Here is a 23,034-nt window from a genome sequence, read left to right on the forward strand (position 1 = left end):
AGGACTTTTGCTATTAGACACAGGTTTAAACGCCGGGGGACTTTCGGACTGACGAACTAACAAAGTGGCAGACTTAATTATAGTGAAAAAACCTATCTACTTCGCTCAAATCCACATTTCCCCCACTAACAATCACGCCAATCCTCGCATCTTCAGCCTTCACAACACCTGACAACAAAGCCGCCGCCGCTAACACTCCCGTCGGTTCCGCAACTATCTTCATGCGTTCCCACATAAAAAACATTGCCTGGCGAATTGCGTCTTCGGAAACTGTTACCATATCGTCCACATAATGGAGCACCAAAGGAAAGGTTAATTTCCCCAAAGATGGCGTGCGCGCACCATCAGCAATCGTATCCGGGTTAGTAACAGTTTGCAGCGTTTTCGTGCGGAACGATCGCGCCGCATCGTCTGCTTGCTCGGGTTCTACTCCTATTACTTTACACTGCGGAGACAAAGTTTTTGTCGCGATCGCACACCCGGAAAGCAAACCCCCGCCACCGCAGCAAACCAGCAGCAAATCCAACTCCCCAACTTCTGCGATTAATTCCAGCGCCGCCGTACCTTGTCCCGCAATCACCCACGCATGGTCATAAGGAGGAATAATTGTCAAGTGGCGTTCTGTGGCAATTTTAGCAGCTAACTCTTCGCGGGAAACTTGAGTGCGATCGTACAAAATAATCTCTGCACCGTAGCCGCGAGTCGCCTCTTGCTTGACTTTTGGCGCATCTGCCGGCATGACAACAGTAGCAGGAATTTCTAGCAACCGTGCCGCAAGGGCGATCGCCTGCCCGTGATTTCCCGAAGAAAAAGTCAGCACTCCCCGCTGTTTTTCGGCTTCAGATAGCTGCATCAAAGCATTGCAAGCACCCCGAAATTTAAACGAACCCGTGCGCTGAAAGTTCTCGCACTTGAAAAATACCTGAGAATTCGTCTGTTTGTTGAAAGTTTCCGAAGTCAGCACCGGCGTCTTGAAAGTTTTGCCCTGCAAGCGATTTGCCGCCGCCTCCACATCGGCGAAACTTACTGACAAGGAATTGTGGGCCCAGAAGTCGGCACTCATAGATTTTATATTTGGGCGATCGAGGACTCTATTTGTAGGCGGGGGATTGCCCGCTTCACTCCTACCATTAAACTATAAATTTTTATCATAAGCTTATTAATAATTATCATTAGCTGTGACGCTTAATTGTTAAAAAAGCTGTTGACTAAAATCAAAGTTATGACAATTTACTATCAAAAAGTAAAGGGTCATTTGTACTTGCACAGGAGAGGAATTAATGAATACAAATTTAACCACCGCCCGATTAATTGTAGGGAAACGGCACGGCGCCGTGTGCTGATTTTGGGTAATATCAAATTCCTTGGCATCGGAATTATTCATCTCTCTATTCCCTTTGTCTGTGCCCTCGGTGTCCTGTGCGGTTTAATCATTCCCATACAACCGGAATCGATATAACGGGTAAAATAAACCGGATTGGATGGTGAAATTGCCTTCAGAGTGCGATCGGCTCCAACCATCGACAACAAGGGAAAAGAAGACACGGCAATGCCATTTCCCTACTTAAAAAATAGCGACTAAATTGTTTAACAATTACCAAAAAAAAGGACACAGCATGCCTGTGTCCTTAACTCTGTATTGTAGGGACACAGCATAGCTGTGTCCCTAACCGTACCGATATCCCGATTAGGATTCTTGCCGTTTAGAACAAGAACAATTCAGTATTACCGGTCGGTCCCAAATTGACATCCACAGTGGCAAACAAACTGTTACCACCAACCGTAGAACCGTTGCTATCGTAATACAGTTTAGTAGACAAACCGTCGTAGATAGCCATGATGGACGGCCCGGTTAAAGTTGCTTCAAACACAGTTACATCAGACACTGTGCTGCTGTAAGCGTAGAAACTCGAACCCAAAGGCCCAGATCCGGTTGTAAAGGCTGCAAAACCAGTGCTGTCGAGGTTAATTACATCATCAGTAATGCTGTAATTGGTAATGAAATCCCCGCCGTCAGCAGTAGTTCCGCTGAACACAAACACATCCAAACCAGCACCGCCGTTGAGAACATTGGTTCCTACACCGCCGATTAAAGTGTCATTCCCCTCGTCGCCGAAGAGACTGTCGCTACCTGCGCCGCCGAAGAGACTGTCGTTACCCAAACCGCCGGAAATGCTGTCGTTACCCAAACCGCCGTCGAAAATGTCGGCACCAGAACCGCCGCTGAAGATGTCAGCAAACTCAGTACCCGTGACGCTGTTATCAGTCGCATCTCCGGTAAACAAGACAGGAGTGGTGAAGTTGTAACCGCCAGCACCTGAACCGAAATTGTTAAAGGCGATGGGGAAAGTATTTCCAGCCGTAGTTAAATCAGCAACGCTGCCTGAGTTGGTAGTAGTACCAGTAACAGTAGTGCCATTGGCAGAAGCGGCGATCGTACCTGTGAATACAAAGTCCGCCGTTCCCAGATTGGTAGCAGCAGTACCCAAATTCGCAATCAAGGTAGAACCATCGGCTGCGGTACCGTTCGAGTCAAAATACAACACAGTCTCGTTCGAGGCATTCGTAAATGCGAAGAAACCAGCCGTTGTAGAATTGCCCAGGGCTTTAGCTTGTGCATCTTGCAAAGAGGCATAACTTCCGCCTGTGAAAATCACTAACTCTTGGCCAGTAATGTCAGGATTTGAACCCGTCACACCGTCAAAGTTAGTCGTAGTCAAATTGCCGAATTCGCTCGCGGTAAACTGGAATTTGTCACTTCCAGAGGTAAAGTCGGCAATTGTATCACCGCCTTCGCCTGCTGCTTTGTAAACAAACAGATCCCCACCAGCACCGCCAGTCAGAATATCTGCACCGCTGCCGCCGCTAAAGATGTCAGCAAACTCAGTACCCGTGACGCTGTTAGCACTCGCATCTCCGGTAAACAAGACAGGAGTGGTGAAGTTGTAACCGCCAGCACCTGAACCGAAATTGTTAAAGGCGACGGGGAAAGTGTTCCCAGCAGCAGTTAAATCAGCAACGCTGCCTGAGTTGGTAGTAGTACCAGTCACAGTAGTGCCATTGGCAGAAGCGGCGATCGTACCTGTGAATACAAAGTCCGCCGTTCCCAGATTGGTAGCAGCCGTACCCAAATTCGCAATCAAGGTAGAACCATCGGCTGCGGTACCGTTCGAGTCAAAATACAACACAGTCTCGTTCGAGGCATTCGTAAATGCGAAGAAACCAGCCGTTGTAGAATTGCCCAGGGCTTTAGCTTGTGCATCTTGCAAAGAGGCATAACTTCCGCCTGTGAAAATCACTAACTCTTGGCCAGTAATGTCAGGATTTGAACCCGTCACACCGTCAAAGTTAGTCGTAGTCAAATTGCCGAATTCGCTCGCGGTAAACTGGAATTTGTCACTTCCAGAGGTAAAGTCGGCAATTGTATCACCGCCTTCGCCTGCTGCTTTGTAAACAAACAGATCCCCACCAGCACCGCCAGTCAGAATATCTGCACCGCTGCCGCCGCTAAAGATGTCAGCAAACTCAGTACCCGTGACGCTGTTAGCACTCGCATCTCCGGTAAACAAGACAGGAGTGGTGAAGTTGTAACCGCCAGCACCTGAACCGAAATTGTTAAAGGCGACGGGGAAAGTGTTCCCAGCAGCAGTTAAATCAGCAACGCTGCCTGAGTTGGTAGTAGTACCAGTCACAGTAGTGCCATTGGCAGAAGCGGCGATCGTACCTGTGAATACAAAGTCCGCCGTTCCCAGATTGGTAGCAGCCGTACCCAAATTCGCAATCAAGGTAGAACCATCGGCTGCGGTACCGTTCGAGTCAAAATACAACACCGTCTCGTTCGAGGCATTCGTAAATGCGAAGAAACCAGCCGTTGTAGAATTGCCCAGGGCTTTAGCTTGTGCATCTTGCAAAGAGGCATAACTTCCGCCTGTGAAAATCACTAACTCTTGACCAGTAATGTCAGGATTTGAACCCGTCACACCGTCAAAGTTAGTCGTAGTCAAATTGCCGAATTCGCTCGCGGTAAACTGGAATTTGTCACTTCCAGAGGTAAAGTCGGTAATTGTATCACCGCCTTCGCCTGTTGCTTTGTAAACAAACAGATCCGCACCAGCACCGCCAGTCAGAACATCTGCACCAGAACCGCCGCTGAAGATGTCAGCAAACTCAGTACCAGTGACGCTGTTAGCACTCGCATCTCCGGTAAACAAGACAGGAGTGGTGAAGTTGTAACCGCCAGCACCTGAACCGAAATTGTTAAAGGCGATGGGGAAAGTGTTCCCAGCAGCAGTTAAATCAACAATGCTGCCTGAGTTGGTTGTAGTACCAGTAGGAGAAGAGGCGATGGTACCTGTAAATACAAAGTCCGCCGTTCCCAGATTGCTAGCAGCAGTACCCAGATTCGCAATCAAGGTAGAACCACCTGCTGCGGTCCCGTTCGAGTCAAAATACAACACCGTCTCGTTCGAGGCATTCGTAAATGCGAAGAAACCAGCAGTTGTAGAATTGCCCACGGCTTTAGCTTGTGCAGCTTCCAAAGAGGCATAACTGCCGCCTGTGAAAATCACTAACTCTTTGCCAGTAATGTCAGGAGAGACCCCGGTAACACCGTCAAAGTTAGTCGTAGTCAAATTGCCGAAAGCGCTCGCGCTAAACTCGAATTTGTCTACCCCAACAGTAAAGTCGGAAATTTTATCGCCGCCTTCTTTAGTTGTCCTGTAAACAAACAGATCCGTACCACTGCCACCGCTGATGCCATCCAAACCGAGGCCGCCGGTGATGGTATCGTTGCCGTCGCCGCCCTTGAGGCTATCGTTAAAGTTGCTGCCGACAATCTTGTCATCGCCTGCTAAACCATCGTAATTAACTGGGGCCGGAGAAGTGGTGAAATCCACATTGTCAGGGCCGGCAGTACCGATAGGAATATTTAGTGGCGGGCCCGTGAAGACAAAGTTACTGACTTGCAGGCGAATGTTCAGCGCGAAACTGGCCACAATTTCAAAGCGCGCCCCAACAGCAAATACCAGTACAGAACGGCCGGTAGCGGCATCTGTAAACTGACAGAAAATAGGCGCCTCTGGGTTGCCACCCAACTGTGCAAACCGGGCTTGCAAAGTCGCGATGCTGGTAACACTGGTATCCAGAGTGAAGTCGAGCAAATTAGCGCTGCCGATCGACCCAGGAGCAGAATTAAGAGTAATGTCCAGTCGGGTCAAGCTAGAAACGCTGAGATTACCAAAAGCTGCCGTAGAAAGCTCTAAAACATCGTCAGTGACATTAAAGTCAGTAATAAAGTCAGCTTCTGCAACTGTTTGAATCTCTTGGCGGGAAGTGCGGTAAATAAAGCTATCCTTTCCAGCACCCCCAGTGAGAATATTGGTTCCTAGACCACCTTCGATCGAGTCATCATCATCGCCACCTTTAATTTTGTCGTTGCCCAAGCCTCCTTTTATTTTGTTTTTGCCTTTACCGACTTCGATATCGTCATCGTCATCGCCACTGTCGATATCGTTATCGCCATCGCCGACTTTAATTTTGTCCTTGCCTTTGCCGCTGATGATTTTGTTTTTGCCTTTACCGACTACGATATCGTCATCGTCATCGCCGCTGTCGATATCGTTATCGCCATCGCCTGCTTTAATTTTGTCCTTGCCTTTGCCACCGATGATTTTGTCCTTACCTGTGCCGGCTGTAATGTCATCGTCACCATCGCTGCCTTCGATGTCGTTATCGAGCGTCGCAGAACCGACAATAACTTGAGGTTCTGTAGTGCCAGCAAAGTTAAAGACATTTTGCTCGACATTGACGCTAAAACGCTGGCTGGGGAACTCTGCTCTGCCGTTGCTAACTTTAAAGCCAAAACCAGCCTTACCCTTATAACCTAATGTCGCTTTGAAACTTACGAAGCCTGCGTTAATGTCTGCTTGAGTGAAGGTCGAACCGGGTTGTACGGCGACTCCCTTAAAGAATAGTTGGCCGGTTGTAGGATCGGGCAGCTCGGTTACCGTGTAGGTTATGCCGCTAGGACCTTGCTGGTCATCGACAAACTCCAACAACTCACGACTAATAGTTTGCTCGCCGCCGCTGGAACCAGCAACGCCGTTCTTATTAGCTCCGACTCGCGGAGGGTTAAAAATCGGGTTCGCAGTTGGAGTTGGAGTTTGAGTTGGAGTTTGATTTGGAGTTTGAGTTTGAGGATCAACTCCTAAAAAGTCGCTAGCATCGATCTGCGTTGCGTTGACATTCGACAATTGCACCAGCGTCTTGTTATTGACCCGAATTTCGGTATTGGCCTGGACTTGTACAAAGCTCAAGCTGTTAAAGTTTAAGCCGCCAGTCAGCATAAACTTGTCTTTGCCGTCTTCGTAGTCACTGATGACTGCACTTGCCCCAGAGTTACTGTCACTCAGGCCATAAACGTCATTTCCACCACCGCCGATACAGGTATGGTTGCCAGTACCGCCCATCAGCGTATCGTTGCCGTCGCCGCCCATCAGCGTATCCTCGCCGTCGCCGCCGCCGCTAACGCTGTCGTCGCCGTCGCCGCCGTCTGCCACGTCATTGCCGTCGCCAGTCACCAGGGTATCGGTGCCGCCACCGCCCATCACACTGTCGTCGCCAGCACCGCCCATCACGCTGTCGTCGCCGTCGTTGCCTTCACACTTGTCGTTGCCGTCGCCGCCCATCAGGGTATCGTCGCCGATGCCGCCGCTAACGCTGTCGTCGCCGTCGTCGCCGCTAACCTGGTCGCTGCCGCCACCGCCACTCACGGTATCGTTGCCGGTGCCGCCGCTAACGCTGTCGTCGCCGTCGTCGCCTTCACACTTGTCGCTGTCGGCACCGCCGCTCACGGTATCGTTACCGGTGCCGCCGCTAACGTTGTCGTTGCCATCGTCGCCACTGCAAACGTCGCTGTCGGCATCGCCGCGCACGATATCGTTATCTTTGCCGCCGTTAACGGTATCGTTGCCAGCGCCGCCGCTAACGTTGTCGTTGCCTCGATCGCCGCGCACGATATCGTTGCCTTCGTCGCCCCCGCAATCGTCGTCGTCTTTGCCACCGTAGATGCTATCGTTGCCGGCGCCGCCCTTAACGTTATCCTTTCCTTCGTTGCCGTGGGCCCAGTCATCGCCGTCATCGCCTTGGCAGGTGTCGTTGCCTTCGCCGCCCATCACGGTATCGTTATCTTTACCGCCGTTAAGGGTGTCGTTGCCTTTGCCGCCCTTAACCTTGTCGTTGCCACGATCGCCCCTTACTTCATCGTCCTCATCGCCGCCCTCGCAATCGTCGTCACCTTTACCCGCGTAGATTTTATTTTTGTTGCGACGGTTTCCTTTGATTTCGTCCTTGCCTTCTTTGCCGTATATCTCATCCTGATTGCCGGTGGCGACAATTAAGTCATCGTCATTGCTACCGACGACTCGGCGGCGCGGTTCCATGCCGTTGCCATCATCTAAGTCCTCGTCATCATCGTCATCAGTACCTCCAAAAGTCTGGAAAGCGATGCCGCTGTCATCAGCGTCGTCGCCCGCACCTTCTTCGGGTACGGCGTTAAACTCAGTCGTAAATTGGTCGTTATCGGCCACGATGCCAAGGCCAAGCTCTCTTTCGAGCGCTTCATTAATTAAGTTGGTTGAGTCCTCTGCGGAAATTGTAGGGGTGTTAGTGTCTAAACCCCCGACAGAATTTTGTGTTTCATCTGGCTTGGGAAAAAGTGTTCCCGATTCATTTTCTAACGCCAATCGTTCTTCCATCGTTGATATTTCCCAAAAAATGGTAAGCTTCTTACAATCACTTTATCACTAAGCAGGAGGCAGCAGAAGAAAAAATCTAACTTCATACTTTCGCCTACTAGAGGAGCTTATCTCCTCATCTTTACTATTATAGATGCCACTTAAACTGCAAGGGTTTTTTTCACTGTATTGCGAGTTTTATCTTCTGCCCTTGCCAACCAAAATTAATTGATCCGCCACCTACACCGTAAGCGCTGCGCCGAAGCGCCGAGCTGTTTAGATGTTCTCCGTAGTTTCTACAGTAAGCTGCGCCGAAGGGCTCTTGATTGTAGATTTTCTACGTAATTTCTACAGTGAAAGAGCTTAATTTAAACTCGCAACTTACAACTCCCAAATAACTACCCAAAACCTGTATCCCCAAAATTTTCCCCTTGCTTTTCTTGCGAACTCGGCTGAGTGCATTGAATTTTTCTAACACTCCCAGCTTTGACAAATCCTTCCCTGACTTAGGATTTGAATCTCTTGACTAAACGACTGCACGCTTCTAATTTTAGTTCCCGATGAGTAATTAGAAATTTAGATAATTCCCCCCTGCAAATATTTGTTCTAATTTTTAGTTGCACAATTTTCTCTCGATTCGAGGAAACCTCGGGAACTGAGAAAAAAAAATTTTTTCGGATCAATACTAAGACTTAAACCAAAATATATCTATCTCAAGACAGATTGCCAAATGTGGAATTAAGTAGTATAAGGTAAAGTCATTTTTGGTGAAAGTTGCAAGCTCGATCGGCATTTTGAGCGGGAATGACCCACGGCGAGGCTGCGAAACCCTATTGTTTTGTAGAGGCTTCGCTACCAAATCCAATAATTCTCCGAGAAACCGGCCTGATGAGGCGTAATCCTCTAGATGCCAAAAATGATGGTTGCTTGAGAGTACCGGAATAATTTGATGGCCGTTGTATTGTTGAGAGTTCTTGGCTGGTTACGTTTATTTTTGCTGCTTAACTTTAACTAGATTAAGAGAGTTAAATAAAAAGTTTTCTATATCATGAAAGCGGTAAATTAGCAATAAGTTATTAGCAATTATTGATGGTCAACAATCGATTACCCATCGCCACTGAGGTCTTAAGGATGAGGGCGGAGGGCTTACGGATGAGAACCCAGGGCTGACCAATTAATTAATTGACACAAAATCAAGATTACACATGGGGGGTTGGTGGTATAGGATAAGCGGTAAAGACCGATCGACCGATCGCCAAAAAAAATAAAATACTCAACTTTGCCTGCGATATTGCCCTGAAACCGGTTGGCGTGAGCTGAAGTAATTTTAATAAGAACTAGAGATCCGCCTGGTAAAGTGCCTCCAATTTAACTTTACTCAGCAATGAGAAACTCAAGTTCACGACGAATCTAAAGGGGTCTGCGGTAGAGGTGCAAAATGTTAAAGATAGGAAGATTGGAGAAAATTCGGCTTTCACCGAGCCACAGGGCAATCAAAACTAATAAACTGTTATTAAAGTACAACTTTTATATTCTCAAAGTGTTTGAACAAATATATATGACCCTAGCGATCGCCCGATCGGGGGAAGCGCATTCAGAAACTTTGATAGAAAGAGTAAAAAATATGTTGCCGAGTGCTATTGCTAGCCACAAAAACGCAGGCAAATTCAGAATTAAGGCGGGAGGGCGCTAAATCCGTGAGCCAGGAATTTCAACTCTCAGTCACCCCTGTTGGGGACGACGAATATCTAGTGCGGACAGAAAGGGTTGCACCCGGTGTACCCTTAGCCGAACAACAAGTCCGCTGGCCGATCGACGAATGGCTTGCACTGTCTGCTCAACTGATGAACGACCCGCTGGTGGGCTTGCTCCAGGGAAAAGTAGTACAGGGAAGCAATTTGGCTGGTCGCGGCCTCTCCCGTTCGGGAAACAACTCAGCGCCCAATTTAGTAGCTCTGGGGCAACAATTATACAGCGGGCTGTTTCAAGGAAACTTGCGCGATAGCTGGACTTGCGCTCAAGGCATCGCCCAGCACCGCCGAGAAGTGCTGCAACTGCGACTCGGACTCAAAGGCCGGCGCTTGCCGCGGCTGCCGTGGGAAGTTCTGCACGCCGGCGATCGCCCTTTGGCAACCGGCACCGATGTCGTGTTTTCTCGCTACCAACCAGGTACAAGTTTGTTCAAACAAACCCGGATACTGCCTAGTAGCGGGCCACTAAAAATTTTAATGGCGATCGCCTCTCCGAGCGATCGAGACAGCTTGCAGCTCAAGCGAGAAGTGCTCCACCTGCAACAAGAACTCCAAAACCGCACCGCTAATCCTCTCAAAAACAGCCCGCATTCCCCGGAAATTCAACTGACTATTCTCGAACAGCCCGATCGAGAACAACTTACTCAAGCCTTAGAACAAGGACACTACCAAGTCCTGCACTACGCAGGCCACAGCAACTTAGGTTCCAGAGGTGGCGAACTCTACTTAGTCAGCAGCCGCACCGGCTTAACCGAAACCCTCAGTGGCGACGACTTAGCTGGATTGCTTGTTAACAACGGTATTCAGATGGCCGTGTTCAACTCCTGCCGTGGCGCCTACGGCGACCCATCAGACCTCGCGGACGACAGCCCGGAACGGAACTTAACCGAAGCTCTAGTGAAGCGGGGCATTCCGGCAGTGCTAGCAATGGCAGAAAGCATCCCCGACGATGTAGCCCTAACTCTGACCCGGTTGTTTTACCGCAACCTCAATCAAGGCTATCCAGTCGATCTCAGCCTGAGCCGGGCCAGAGCTGGGCTAATTTCTGCCTACGGTTCTCACCAGCTATACTGGGCTTTGCCCATTCTCTACCAGCACCCGGACTTTGACGGCTATCTGATCGGCGGCCCAGCCCACAGCGCGACATCCGGGTCTCGGGTGCAAATAATCGCGTCGGGAACGCCGCCGGCTCTGGCGGGTACAGAATGGAGTGCGCCACCTTCACTCTCGGCGATCGCCCAATACCCCCCAATCCCAGCCAATCGATCGCATGAGTCAGACAGTTCTGACGGCGAAGTCTGGGAATACTTTCCCGACCAATTAAAAGATCGCAGGGATTGGGTTCACCAGAACGATCGATTCGATGCTACTAATTCACCGAACTCACCGACGGCTTCGCCGTCCTCTATTCCTAATTCTGAGTCTTCGGCGATCCAAGCAACTCGCGCCGCTGCACCGACTCAGAAACCCTTAAAAAAACCGGGGTTGAAAAAATCTGTCGCTCTAATGCTTTGCTTATTGCCCGTGGCTTTGAGTGCTGGCTTTTTTGGGTGGCGCTACTCGCACCAGCGAGACACGAAACCTGAAGAGTTACTACCGGCGGTACGGACTCCCCTGTCGCAAAATTACCTGCAACAACGTCACTAAAAGCGATCGCCCACTGCAATGCGGAATTTAGACCCTCTTGGCATGGCTCCAAACTGGGTGGGGTTTTTGCTGGCCATTCGCGATCGGCTGTCGGTGGAACAGTGATCAAAAGTATGCTGCTCGATCGAATCTCGGACTTACCTTCATCAAGCCGGTTTTTACCGAAAATAAGCAGCAGCGCAACCAAGCATCTAGCAAGAAACCGGGTTTCTCGTCGAGAGAGTAAGTCCGGGACTGCTTGATATAGAATTCGTCAGTCGATTGTAGATTTTAGACTTCGGCTTGAGCCCTGAGTCGAACGATTTGAGATCTTAGATTTACTCCACAGATGAATCTGGAAGCTTGAACAAGAGTCTAAAATTTTGATCTCTCCACGACAGGAGTCGGTGGCTTGTATGCGTTTTTGGGCGGGCTGATTCGGCAGCAGGAGCATTCGTCATTCGGCACAAGACAATAAAAGCCAGAGTTGCAACAATTAAGAACGTCCTCACCGTCAGTGCGGTTGGTATATTTCACAATAATTAATTATGGAAGCGGCTGTGAGTTTGACGCGCCCCTCCAGTTGGTGCATAAATTTTGAGAGTCTGGCAGTTTACAGGCCATGAGTGGAAACCAATACATTTCCATCGAAACTCCCTGTTGGGAACCGCTGCTAATTTGTAGTGCATCAAACATTTAAGCAGTTGTGCATTTAACTCGGTCTTTTTCAATTCCCCTGTGGAAATAACCTCAAATTCTTTGGCTTGGGGCCGTAGGAGGAAGATTTTCCCGAGTTCCCCCGAGACATCTACTGATTCGTAGCGAAGTGTTAAGAGTCGCGAAGCAATCTCGCCCGATCAAAACTATTCCCCTCTTAGTGGCTGCCCGATGTTTCTGCCGCCCCCATTGAGTCGGGTTTTAGCTTAAACCCGTTCACCGAAGAGGTGAAATTTCCTTCAATTTTTAGCGGATTGCCTTCCCCAGACTGCGTTCTGTGCAAGTTATATGCCCAACACCTTAATAGAAGATTGCTCGTTGGTATTTGGGGTTTTGAGGGGATTTCGATCCCGAAAAATCGGGTTTATACCATTTTAGATTTTAGATTTTAGATTTTAGATTGAAGAATTGGGAATGACTTATTCCATAAGGGTTTGGAGCACGGGCCTACCGTTGGATTCTTTTTGTAAACTGGTTTTGTAAGTAGCTGGCAGGGGCATCGAGAACAAGTGCTGCCTCCCCTTGTTGAGGTAAAAGTTAACCCCGGCAGGTAAATGCTGTCGGCAGATTTGCAGCGGCTGCGCTCTAGGTATTTCGATTCATGGCTGTCTTGTTTTTACCTTGACCACAGACTCGATCAGGGATTGGTGAATGCAGGGAACAGACTTTACTGTAAAAAAGTAAAGCATTTAATTTGCGACAATAATTTCCCGCGCGATCGCTCCGAGGCTTACACAAGCATGTGGGCCACAAGCAGCAAATTGATCGCCCTTCGAGCATCCTTACTTCTACCCCCCGTCTTGAGACCGCAGAAATTTATCCAGAATTTTAAATATTGAGAATTATTAGTATTGACAGTGAAACAAAGTTAATCTAATGTGTTGTAATTGATATAAGTAAAGTCCAATAAGCGAGGTACGGTCAATGGCAGAAACAGCTACAGCACCCTTAACAGGAAAAGGTCTGCTTCAAAAAATCAAAGGCAGTGATTTGCCACGCAGAGAACTTGCAAAGCTTTGCGGCTACTTCACTGTCAGCAAAAGTGGAGAAACCCGGATTAATCTGGCTGAGTTTTACGATGCAGTGTTAGCTGCTAAGGGCATTGAGCTAGAGAAGTCGAAAGCAGACGGACGCGGGCGAGAAGCGAGTTATCGAGCTAGCGTTCACAAGAATGGCTCGATCGTGATCGGCGCAAATTATACCCAAGAAATGGGATTAAAGCCGGGAGACGAGTTTGAAATTAAGCTCGGATACAAGCACATTCGCTTGATTCAGATCGATATGGACAGACCGGATGTGGAATTGGATGATGAAGAGGAGGATACAGAAGAATAGAGGCGATCGCGGTGCAGTCAGCCGATAGCAAGGCGACTGGATTTGGCATTCGCTACACGAGTATTTGCGCGCCACCCTTCGATTGAACTGATGAGCTGTCTTGACTATTTCTATTTTCTCTTGTCCCGCAAAGACTACAGTGCCTCTGAACTTCGCAAAAAGGGGCAAGAGAAAGGTTTTGGCAATGAGGAAATATTGGAGGCGATCGCGCAAATTCAAGACCGCGGCTATCAGTCCGACACTCGCTTGGTGGCAAACTCGATCGCCTCTGCAGCAGGCAAATACGGGAAGTCGGCCATCAAGCGCAAGTGCCTGCAAAAAGGAATTACCAACGATTTGTTCGAGCAAGTCTGGGAAGAAGAAATTGCCGAAAATCAGGACTCCGAAGCAGAAAAACTGGCCGAATTAAAAGCCAAAGTCATGCGGAAATACAAGATCGATACTTGGGGTAAAGCAGATCCGAAAACCAAGGGCAAAGTCTTGAATTACCTGCAATACAGGGGCTTTAATGCCTTTGAAATTTGGCGACAGTGGCAAACAGAAGAAGATGACGAGTAAATAGTAGGGCCACGCAAATAGGTGCGGCCCAGATAGGCAAGCACAACTACACTGCTGCCGACGGGGCTAAAGTGTAAGTTCTGAGTTTTTGTAAATGTATGTCAATCCTCAGCGTTGACTAAATAAGATTCGTACATCTGTCGGTGTCTGGCTAAAAGCTCGAGATATTTCTCGTTGATTTTGGCCAGCATCCATTTTTCAAGAAAAATGGCGGCGGATTCTGCTTTCAGCGGATCTGCTTGTAGGGGCAAAATATCTTTTCGAGCTGCGGTTTGCTCTGCAACAGACTTCAGCTTCTGAGGGTTTTGCTGGTATTTTCGACCGCTTTTGTGGTTGGCGTAGCGACGCGATCGAGTATACCCCATCTGCAAGAACTTGCGGGCCATGTCGGCTCCCACAAAATCTTCGCGATCGAGATACTCTAAAAACAAGGAGTAAATTTTGCTGCTGGACTCCCTGGCAATTTCAGGAGTCTTAAATCTCCAGAAAGGCAGAATTTCTCCTTTGTAAGGTTCCACCAACAGCACTCCCTGTTCTCCCCTCCCTACCCGATAGAGTTCCGGGTGCTGTCGAAAGTCAATATTCTTAAAATCCAAAGAGTAGTCGAACTGCTTCATTGGGTCTTTTCTGTTCTATCGGGAACTATAGAAGCCCGGGGTTTACCTTCGTCTGGTTGGGTATAAACCCAGGCCCAAGCAATGAAGACAGCTTGAAAAGGCAGCCTGAACCAATACAGTAATTGGTTGTGGGGAATCCCTTCTATCGGAATGTTGTTGACGGCTTGATTGATATTAGCTGGAAACACGGCAATAAACAAGGCAATTAATCCCCATGCCGCCGCCCTGCTGACAGGAGGAACTAACAGCCCAATGCCACCCAAAATCTCGAAAAAACCGCTGATATAAACCAAGGCTTCTGGGTAAGGAAGCTGGGGCGGCACGATTCGGATAAAAGGTGTCGGCACTGCAAAGTGCAGCACGCCTACAATACAGAGAGCTACTGCGAGGATAACTCGCCAAATTTCTTTTTGACTTTTCATGGGCAATGGGTAATTAATAATTGTTAAATTGCTGCGAGAATACTTGCAAAAATTTGCTATGTGCGATCGAGATGACAAGAAAACTGAGATCCAAAAATTCCAGCTTTCCGGGTTTGTCTGCTCTTGCTGGTAGCTGTAACGATTTTATTTCGTAGAAAAATCAGGTTTATGGGTAACTCCCAGACAAGTTTTCACCGCCCCAAACTGGAGGAAGCGAGAACTGGAATCGAAGGCCTGCGCGTTGACTGCCGGCAACAGAGAGCGCGCATTTTGATAAAAAGATTTTAATGTCTAGTTCCCTGCTGCGGTCTCTATCTTCGGGTAGTAAAACATGATTTTTGGTTCGGGCTCTGGCTCGGTTAGTGACCAAACCAGCGGGGGATTTTCTTGAGCGACAAATGCGCCACAGCCTAACATTAAATAAATCATCGCGGGAATTGATGAGTGCGATTACTGTTAATTTTGACCTTGCCTTGCAGGCGATTCCCTACCCTTCACCGAAGGCACGCGCATTCGGGATAGCTTCGCTCGCGCGTACTTTGATTAAACTAAATAATGCGAGTAATTTGTCAAGAAGTTTTAGAATTATTTAAGATTTGCGCTTTAAGAATTATTGGGAGAGGCAATTCGAGAACGCTCTGTAATTAAAATTACCGTCTAAAGTAAGGGTTTTGTCAACTTCCCACAGATGTTAGAATCGATGAAATTATCGAATTTGCTAAAAAGTCGATCGTCGTAGCAACTTCCAAACCATCCTGCTGGAATTCAAAATTGTCACCAACGGCAGGAACTTTTTAGCCGCCACATGATTCAAAAAGATTGAGCCTCCAAGCGCTGTGTCATTTTTATCTACACGCAAGCAATCACCGACGACCATGAACACCTCACTTAACACCTCTAAATTTGCCCTCAACCGGATGCTGCGACAATCGCTGTTGCTTGGCATCTTTTCTGCAGCAGCTTTAGCTAGCGGATGGGCACCCGGTTTGTATGGACAATCCCCAAACCTCGTTTTCGGAGCAGCAGCCCAAGCTCAAGAGATTAGCAGCGAGGAAATTACTAGCTACGCTCGCGCTGTGTTGGCAATAGAACCTAGACGGGTGGAAGCTTTTAACGAAATTAAAGGAATGGCTGGGGGCTCGGTTCCCAGAGTCGTGTGCAACGAAACTCAGCAAATTAATAGGTTGTCTGGAAGTGTTCGCGGCATCGCGGTGAATTACTGCCAACAAGCTAAAAAAGTTATCGAAACCAATGGTTTGACAGTTAGTCGCTTCAACCAGCTCACTTTGCTCCAGCAAGCGGATCCGGCAGTCAAACAGCGAATTCAAGCCGAGCTGCTGCGACTGCAACAAGCGGGCAATCAATAAGCTTGATGGTTTGAGTCTTTCTTCCTCTCCCGTTCTATTAGACTTCTCCATAAAAGTAGGTTTTGGGCAGGCAGGATGCCTAACCCCTATTTCCCACAACAATTATTGGAGATTTAAATTGTTCGAGTGACTAGACGGTATGCAAATTTTTTTTAAAAAAAAGCGATCGTCTGTAATAAAGTGCTTGACAAAATAATATAAATTTGGTTAAAAAGCCCGAACGGGAGGGGTTCAGAAAGATGAATATTTTTCCACTTGCTATAAATCGCAATGAGAAATAGCCATCGCCGACACGATTAAGACGTTTTTAATTTCTGAAACATGAGCTGAAGATTGGAACTTGAGTCTTCCTTATTCCTTCGGCTATAAAAAAAATATATTCCTCAAAAACTCAAGTTCAAGTGAATTGCTCTGAGGAATAGAATATAAAAATGCTAACCCTCACAAAACATTTACCTGCAAATCCCGATGCTATTGTCAGCTTTACTTTACAAATGACATCGGACGATCGCACTCGCAGCCGTCACCGATTCGAGACGGATACGGGGGAAAAGCTGCACCTGAGTTTGCCCAGAGGTACGGTACTGCGCGATCGAGATTTATTGCAGTCGGAAGACGGTACCTGTTTGGTACTGGTAAGTGCAAAACCCGAACTGGTACTGACAGCGCGGGCATCAAGTCCGCTGCTACTGATGCGGGCGGCTTATCATTTAGGAAACCGTCACGTAGCTTTAGAAATTGCGGATAATTATTTAAGATTTTCTCCCGACTCTGTGTTGCAGGGAATGCTCGAAAAAATGGGTTTGGAAGTAACAGAGGAAATTGTGCCGTTTCAGCCGGAAATGGGGGCTTACGGGCACAACCATTAGATTTTTGATTTTAGATTTTAGATTTTAGATTTACTCCCACCCTGGAATCCGAGGGCTTATAACCAAATTAGTTTCGCTCATTCAAGAAGGAAGAAGTCAACACTCAACAGTCAACAGTCAACAGTGAACAATCAACTTTTATGTTTGTTACAGCTAGCTTTTGCACCTGTGGGAGCTTATAGTTATTCTGAGGGAATCGAAAGTCTGGTAGAAACCGGTGCGATCGACAGCGAGATTACTTTGAGAAATTGGTTAGAAAATTCGCTGCAATTCGGGGCTGTTCGAGTAGAAGCCGCTGTGGTGGTAAGGGCTTTGAGGGCGGCACAGATAGGGGATTTGACGGCTTTGAATTACTGGAATGCTTGGGCGACTGCTACTAAGGAGACAGAAGAATTGCGCTTGCAAAGTTGGCAAATGGGGCGGACTTTGGTCAGGTTGCTGCTGGATTTGCGATCGCCCGTTGCTTCTGGGTTAACAACAATTGTAAAAGAATTCGTGGAATCTGGCACCAATCAGTGCAATTTTGCGATCGGCTTTGGCATTGCCGCCGCAAGTTGGCAGATTGAAGAGGAAGTGGCTGTGTTAGGATATTTGTACAGTTGGGCTGCTAATTTGGCGAGTGCAGGCGTGAAACTGATTCCCCTCGGTCAAACAGTCGGTCAACAGTTACTGTTAGATTTGCAGTCTCAAATTAGCTGCACGGCGCAAGAAGTTTTACACTTAGAAGATGATGACCTTGGTAGTTGCAGTTGGGGGTTAGCCCTAGCTAGTATGGCGCACGAAACTCAGTACACTCGGTTATTTCGGAGTTGAAAATCAGAAAATCTAAAATCTAAAATCTAAAATCGCTATGGGTGCTTTTCGTGTAGGAATTGCTGGGCCGGTTGGTTCAGGGAAAACTGCTTTACTTGATGCTTTGTGCAAGGCGCTGCGGCAGCAATACCAGATTGCGGTTGTTACTAATGATATCTATACTCAGGAAGATGCACAGTTTTTGGTTCGGAGTCAAGCTTTGGACAGCGATCGCATTTTGGGCGTAGAAACGGGAGGCTGTCCCCACACAGCCATCCGCGAAGATGCTTCCATTAACTTAGTAGCTATAGAAGAGTTAGAACAAAAATTCACTGAGTTAGATTTAGTGTTTGTTGAAAGCGGTGGCGATAATTTGGCGGCAACATTTAGCCCGGAGTTAGTAGATTTAACAATTTACGTAATCGATGTCGCTGCCGGCGATAAAATTCCGCGCAAAGGCGGGCCAGGAATTACTAAATCAGATTTATTAGTAATAAATAAAACAGACCTCGCACCTTATGTAGGAGCAGATTTAGGCGTGATGGAACGGGATACGAAAAAAATGCGAGGCGATAAACCTTTTGTTTTTACTAACTTGAAGACCAAAGAAGGATTAGAATCAGTAGTTAAATTCATCCACTCCCATATTATGTAAAACATTAGCCTTCATCTGGGTTTATCAAGGTTTATCTGCCTTCATCTGCGGTTAAAACTCCTAAAAACTATCACCGCACCACCAATTCCCTCACCAAATTAGCCAAACGTTCTGTACTGTCTGTCACCGCTAATTGAGCAGCAGCTTTAGACATTTTTTCCAAATATTCGGAATCTCTTAACAAATACAACACTTTGCTTTGCAACACATCTGCTGTCAGTTCGCTTTGACGGAATACCACGGCGGCGCCGGCTTTAGCAAATACTTCCGCATTAAATCTTTGGTGGTCGTCAGCGGCGTGAGGAAAAGGAATTAAAATAGAAGGTACTCCCGTCACTGCTAATTCTGTCAGAGCACTGGCGCCCGATCGACTAATTGCTAAATTTGCTCGCTGCAACAAACTCGCCACATTGTCGTAAAAGGGCATCGACAAATATTGCTCATGTTTCAAACTCTCAGCATCCGGGTCATTATTTCCGGTGAGGTGAACCACCCAAGCACCCGCATCAAACCAAGCCGGAGCACACTCGCGCACTAACTTATTGACTGCGACAGCACCTTGAGAGCCACCCATGACTAAAATTACAGGTACACTGTCAGGAATTGGCAAATTTAGAGGTTGGCGGGCGAGGAATTGCGATCGCACCGGTGTACCAGCAACCACGGTTTTCGCGCGGGGTAAATGCTGGGCTGCGGCTTCAAATCCGATCGCCACAGCAGTGCACAAAGGACTAAACCAGCGTGTCACCTTTCCGGGAATTGCATTAGATTCATGGAGAATTACCGGCAAACCCAAAGAACGGGCCGCTAGAATTGCCGGTGCTGCGATGTAACCGCCGGTAGTAAAGACTCCCTGAAAATTTCCCGCTTTGAGCAACTTCCGCACCTGAAGGATCGAGCCGGCGAGTCCGCCCAAAATTCGCAGTGTACCGAGTCCCAATCCCTGCTGAAAGCCTTCAACGGCAATCGTGTGGAGGGGGTAAAGGGATGAAACTAACTGGGTTTCCATGCGGTCTGGGACTCCTAGCCATTCGATCTGACAGTCGTTCAACTGCCCAGCGGTGGCGATCGCGGGAAATAAATGTCCACCAGTGCCGCTAGCTGCAACCAACAACCGGAGGGGGGCTTTTGTCAAGGTATTTGTTTCTTTTTTTACAAGTACAAGTTCCACAGGTCGATCAATTTTCTATTTGAGGTTTTAGATTATTATGCTTATTATTCCGGCAGTTTCAGCCAATTTTGAATCAGCCATCTAAAATTAGATTGTGCCGTGTCCCTGCTTCCGTTGTCAGTTTTCGTTGCAGGCGAACAGTTGCCCAAGCTACGACCCCTGACAAATAACCAAATTATCATCTAATGCGTAATTTTTTGAATTTAGTGCCAAGTGCATCTCAGTATTTTTCCAGCCGTCGGGACAAAAAACCCGATCGGGCGATCGTTTTTGGCTTTAACTGCGGGCAGTCGATCGCTCAAATGTTGTTATGTTTAACAGTGGTAAGTGCTGGCGTGCTGCATCCTAGTGCGGCAAGAGCGATCGGTGCGATCGCGGCGACTCCCCGAACGATCGCCCAAACCCCTGCAAATGCGCCTGCCCCACTCACAAAAGTGCTAACAGAAATTGACGCAGCGGCCAACCGGCGTGATGTCAAAGCAGTCATGGCATTTTACAGCCCGAGTTTCACTCATTCTGACGGCTTAAACAGCCAAAGCATGGAAAAAGCCCTCACCCAACTCTGGGCTCGATATCCGAGTTTAAATTACCGCACCGAGCTCAAATCTTGGAAAACCGAAGGTAACGCGATTCTCGCAGAAACCATAACTACAATAGCGGGCACTCAAAAAAAGGATGGCAGAGAATTAAATCTCAAAGCTACAATCCGTTCCCAACAGCGTTTTGAAGGTGAAAAGATAGTTAAGCAAGAAATTTTAGCCGAACAAACTCAGCTTAGTTCTGGTCAAAATCCTCCCACAATTCAAGTGAATTTTCCGGATCAAGTTAAGGTGGGCGAAGAGTACCATTTTGATGCCATTGTTCGAGAGCCGATCGGCGATGATATTTTAATAGGGACTGTTTTGGAGGAACCCATTACCGAAAAAACATTTTTTAATCCCTCAGAAGTCGAGCTGGAGTTGCTAAATTCCGGGGGGATTTTTAAAGTAGGTAAAGCTCCGGCTACGCCGGAAAATCGGTGGGTTTCAGCAGTTTTGATGCGACAAGGTGGAATTGCAACAGTTAGTGTGCGATTGCGGGTGGTCAAATAATAAAATAGGTGTTATGGGTTATTTGGGTAATTTCTGTAGTGGCGGTTTAAGTAAAATCTCTAATAAAAAAGAGAGAACCAGCTAAACCTGCCTCTACAATAATTATGGTTAATTGACCCGACTTAATCTTATACCAAGTTAAAAAATCCTCTTTCCTCTTCCCTCTTCCTTCTGATTATTAAAAATGATTTCTATCCAAAACCAAATTGTTTTCATTACAGGTGCCAGTAGCGGTATCGGAGCAGCCTGTGCCAAGATCTTCGCCAAAGGAGGAGCAAAACTAATTTTAGCAGCCCGCCGCCTTGAAAAGCTGGAGCGACTGGCAAACGAACTTGTAGAAACAAAATCGATCGCATCGGCGAACGAGATTTATTTGCTCGAATTGGACGTGCGCGATCGCCCGCAAGTGGAATCGGCGATAACTGCGCTTCCCGATGCCTGGAAAAGCATCGATATTCTGATTAACAATGCGGGATTGAGCCGTGGTTTAGACAAACTGCACGAAGGCAACTTTCAAGATTGGGAAGAAATGATTGATACCAATGTTAAAGGCTTGCTTTACATGACTCGCGCGATCGTGCCGGGAATGGTAAGCCGAGACCGCGGCCACGTAGTGAATATCGGCTCCATAGCAGGCCGCCAAGCTTATCCGAAAGGTAATGTTTATTGCGCTTCCAAAGCAGCAGTGAGAGCTATTTCCGAAGGGTTGAAACAAGACCTTTTGGGAACACCCGTGCGGGTGACGGAAATAGAGCCGGGTTTGGTGGAAACAGAATTTAGCAATGTCCGGTTTCACGGCGATGCAGAAAAAGCCAAAAATGTCTATCAAGGATTGACACCGCTGACTGCGGACGATGTAGCCGATGTCGTGTATTTTTGCGCGACGCGATCGCCCCACGTCAATATTAGCGAAGTCTTGCTAGTTCCGACAGACCAAGCTAGTGCAACTCTGGTTCACCGAAAAGAGTTGTGAGTTTTTAGTGGTAAGTGTCCGGATTGCGCTGGAATTCTCAGGAAGCTTAATTGGTAGATGCACCCTGATTAATTAACTCCCGACCAATTTTGGTTCGGGGTTTTTTTTTGCGCTCACGCGCCCTCGCCACAAATTCTCCTAAATTCGGCCAAAGTGTCCTGAAAGAGCTGCTGTGAGACGGGAGACTAAATTAGTAGATGCACCCTGATTAATTAACTCCCGACCAATTTTGGCCGGGTTTTTTTTTGCGATCACGCGCCCTCGCCACAAATTATCGCAAATTCTGCCAAAGTGTCCTGAAAGAGGTGTTTTGAGGCGGGAGATTAAATTAGTAGATGCACCCTGATTAATTAACTCCCGACCAATTTTGGCCGGGTTTTTTTTTGCGATCACGCGCCCTCGCCACAAATTATCGCAAATTCTGCCAAAGTGTCCTGAAAGAGGTGTTTTGAGGCGGGAGATTAAATTAGTAGATGCACCCTGATTAAATAACTCCCGACCAATTTTGGTTTGGGGTTTTTTTTTGCGGTATCGACGGTGATGCTGAAAAAGTTTGAGGTTGTCCGGATTGCGCCTCGAATTCTCAGGAAGCTTAATTGGTAGATGCACCCTGATTAATTAACTCCCGACCAATTTTGGTTTGGGGTTTTTTTTTGCGGTATCAAGGGTGATGCTGAAAAAGTTTGAGGTTATCCGGATTGCGCTCGAATTCTCAGGAAGCTTAATTGGTAGATGCACCCTGATTAATCAACTCCCGACCAATTTTGGCCGGGTTTTTTTTTTGATATCGCCACCCAAACCACAAATTTTCGCAAATTGTCCCAAACTGCCCGGAACAGGTGCACCTCGAACCGGAGACTAAATTAGTAGATGCACCCTGATTAATTAACTCCCGACCAATTTTGGCCGGGTTTTTTTTTGCCATCGCCACCCAAACCACAAATTTTCGCAAATTGTCCCAAACTGTCCGGAACAGGTACACCTTGAACCGGAGACTAAATTAGTAGATGCACCCTGATTAATTAACTCCCGACCAATTTTGGCCGGGTTTTTTTTTTGATCTCGCACGCCGTCGCCACAAATTTCCGCAAAGTCTACCAAAGTGTCCTGAAAGAGGTGGTGTGAAGCCGGAGACTAAATTAGTAGATGCACCCTGATTAATTAACTCCCGACCAATTTTGGTTTGGGGTTTTTTTTTGCCGATCGCACGCCGTCGCCGCCAATTTTCGCAAATTCTGCCAAAGTGTCCTGAAAGAGGTGTTTTGAGGCGGGAGATTAAATTAGTAGATGCACCCTGATTAATAAACCCCAGCCAATTTTGGCCGGGGTTTTTTTTGCTCAAAAGCTGCATTAACCA

19 protein-coding genes are annotated in these 23,034 nt (G+C 47.6%); 11 read left to right on the plus strand and 8 right to left on the minus strand.

Translation table 11 applies throughout. The annotated features are described in order from the left end of the window. Positions 1–73: 73 nt before the first annotated feature. On the minus strand, positions 74–1,063 hold the full coding sequence (locus D0A34_05135; GenBank protein ID UNU18338.1) for a threo-3-hydroxy-L-aspartate ammonia-lyase: 990 nt from the start codon (positions 1,061–1,063) through the stop codon (positions 74–76). A gap of 159 nt (positions 1,064–1,222) precedes the next feature. Here D0A34_05135 and D0A34_05140 point away from each other — a divergent pair, with 159 nt between their 5' ends. After that, positions 1,223–1,459 (plus strand): hypothetical protein, encoded by a 237-nt coding sequence (locus D0A34_05140; GenBank protein UNU18339.1) that lies wholly within the window; start codon positions 1,223–1,225, stop codon positions 1,457–1,459. Between the two features lie 244 nt (positions 1,460–1,703). Here D0A34_05140 and D0A34_05145 read toward each other — a convergent pair whose 3' ends face one another. Next, positions 1,704–7,754: a calcium-binding protein gene (locus D0A34_05145; GenBank protein UNU18340.1), complete on the minus strand. Its 6,051-nt coding sequence runs from the start codon at positions 7,752–7,754 to the stop codon at positions 1,704–1,706. Positions 7,755–9,171: 1,417 nt separating this feature from the next. Here D0A34_05145 and D0A34_05150 point away from each other — a divergent pair. From D0A34_05150 to D0A34_05165, 4 genes are all read left to right on the plus strand, one after another. After that, entirely contained in the window at positions 9,172–9,426 is a 255-nt protein-coding gene (locus D0A34_05150) for a hypothetical protein (protein ID UNU18341.1), read from the plus strand. A 4-nt stretch (positions 9,427–9,430) separates the two neighbouring features. Next, the gene (locus D0A34_05155; protein ID UNU18342.1) at positions 9,431–11,131 is read left to right on the plus strand and encodes a CHAT domain-containing protein; all 1,701 of its coding nucleotides are present in this window, start codon (positions 9,431–9,433) and stop codon (positions 11,129–11,131) included. Positions 11,132–12,751: 1,620 nt separating this feature from the next. Beyond that, entirely contained in the window at positions 12,752–13,162 is a 411-nt protein-coding gene (locus D0A34_05160) for an AbrB family transcriptional regulator (GenBank protein ID UNU18343.1), read from the plus strand. Between the two features lie 90 nt (positions 13,163–13,252). Then, positions 13,253–13,720, plus strand: coding sequence for a regulatory protein RecX (locus D0A34_05165; GenBank protein UNU18344.1), 468 nt, complete (start codon positions 13,253–13,255; stop codon positions 13,718–13,720). A gap of 101 nt (positions 13,721–13,821) precedes the next feature. Here the strand turns inward: D0A34_05165 and D0A34_05170 are convergent, their stop codons facing one another. Together D0A34_05170 and D0A34_05175 are read right to left on the minus strand one after the other, a co-directional pair. Then, a complete protein-coding gene (locus D0A34_05170) occupies positions 13,822–14,337 on the minus strand; it encodes a DUF4385 domain-containing protein (protein UNU18345.1) in 516 nt (171 codons plus the stop codon). Beyond that, positions 14,334–14,759, minus strand: a complete 426-nt coding sequence (locus tag D0A34_05175; protein UNU18346.1) for a DoxX family membrane protein — start codon at positions 14,757–14,759, stop codon at positions 14,334–14,336. Before D0A34_05175 ends, D0A34_05170 begins: the two co-directional genes overlap by 4 nt. Positions 14,760–15,634: 875 nt before the next feature. Between D0A34_05175 and D0A34_05180 the strand changes: the two genes are divergently transcribed. From D0A34_05180 to ureG, 4 genes are all read left to right on the plus strand, one after another. Beyond that, entirely contained in the window at positions 15,635–16,126 is a 492-nt protein-coding gene (locus D0A34_05180; GenBank protein ID UNU18347.1) for a DUF4168 domain-containing protein, read from the plus strand. 431 nt (positions 16,127–16,557) lie between these two features. Continuing rightward, positions 16,558–16,995, plus strand: coding sequence for an urease accessory protein UreE (gene ureE / locus D0A34_05185; protein UNU18348.1), 438 nt, complete (start codon positions 16,558–16,560; stop codon positions 16,993–16,995). Between the two features lie 123 nt (positions 16,996–17,118). Then, positions 17,119–17,808: an urease accessory protein UreF gene (locus tag D0A34_05190; GenBank protein UNU18349.1), complete on the plus strand. Its 690-nt coding sequence runs from the start codon at positions 17,119–17,121 to the stop codon at positions 17,806–17,808. Between the two features lie 37 nt (positions 17,809–17,845). Next, positions 17,846–18,442 carry an urease accessory protein UreG gene (gene ureG / locus D0A34_05195; GenBank protein ID UNU18350.1) on the plus strand — a complete coding sequence of 199 codons (597 nt, stop codon included), beginning with the start codon at positions 17,846–17,848 and terminating at the stop codon, positions 18,440–18,442. Between the two features lie 70 nt (positions 18,443–18,512). Here the strand turns inward: ureG and murG are convergent, their stop codons facing one another. Then, the gene (gene murG, locus D0A34_05200; GenBank protein ID UNU22177.1) at positions 18,513–19,577 is read right to left on the minus strand and encodes an undecaprenyldiphospho-muramoylpentapeptide beta-N-acetylglucosaminyltransferase; all 1,065 of its coding nucleotides are present in this window, start codon (positions 19,575–19,577) and stop codon (positions 18,513–18,515) included. 221 nt (positions 19,578–19,798) lie between these two features. Here murG and D0A34_05205 point away from each other — a divergent pair, with 221 nt between their 5' ends. Both D0A34_05205 and D0A34_05210 read left to right on the plus strand, forming a co-directional pair. Next, entirely contained in the window at positions 19,799–20,704 is a 906-nt protein-coding gene (locus tag D0A34_05205) for a nuclear transport factor 2 family protein (GenBank protein UNU18351.1), read from the plus strand. 184 nt (positions 20,705–20,888) lie between these two features. Further along, positions 20,889–21,677, plus strand: a complete 789-nt coding sequence (locus D0A34_05210; protein ID UNU18352.1) for an SDR family oxidoreductase — start codon at positions 20,889–20,891, stop codon at positions 21,675–21,677. A gap of 138 nt (positions 21,678–21,815) precedes the next feature. Here the strand turns inward: D0A34_05210 and D0A34_05215 are convergent, their stop codons facing one another. From D0A34_05215 to D0A34_05225, 3 genes are all read right to left on the minus strand, one after another. Then, positions 21,816–22,286 carry a hypothetical protein gene (locus tag D0A34_05215; protein UNU18353.1) on the minus strand — a complete coding sequence of 157 codons (471 nt, stop codon included), beginning with the start codon at positions 22,284–22,286 and terminating at the stop codon, positions 21,816–21,818. A 112-nt stretch (positions 22,287–22,398) separates the two neighbouring features. Then, entirely contained in the window at positions 22,399–22,659 is a 261-nt protein-coding gene (locus D0A34_05220; GenBank protein ID UNU18354.1) for a hypothetical protein, read from the minus strand. A gap of 36 nt (positions 22,660–22,695) precedes the next feature. Continuing rightward, the gene (locus D0A34_05225; protein UNU18355.1) at positions 22,696–23,028 is read right to left on the minus strand and encodes a hypothetical protein; all 333 of its coding nucleotides are present in this window, start codon (positions 23,026–23,028) and stop codon (positions 22,696–22,698) included. Between the last annotated feature and the right edge of the window lie 6 nt (positions 23,029–23,034).

Source organism: Microcoleus vaginatus PCC 9802 (assembly GCA_022701275.1).
GTDB classification, from domain to species: Bacteria; Cyanobacteriota; Cyanobacteriia; order Cyanobacteriales; family Microcoleaceae; genus Microcoleus; species Microcoleus vaginatus_A.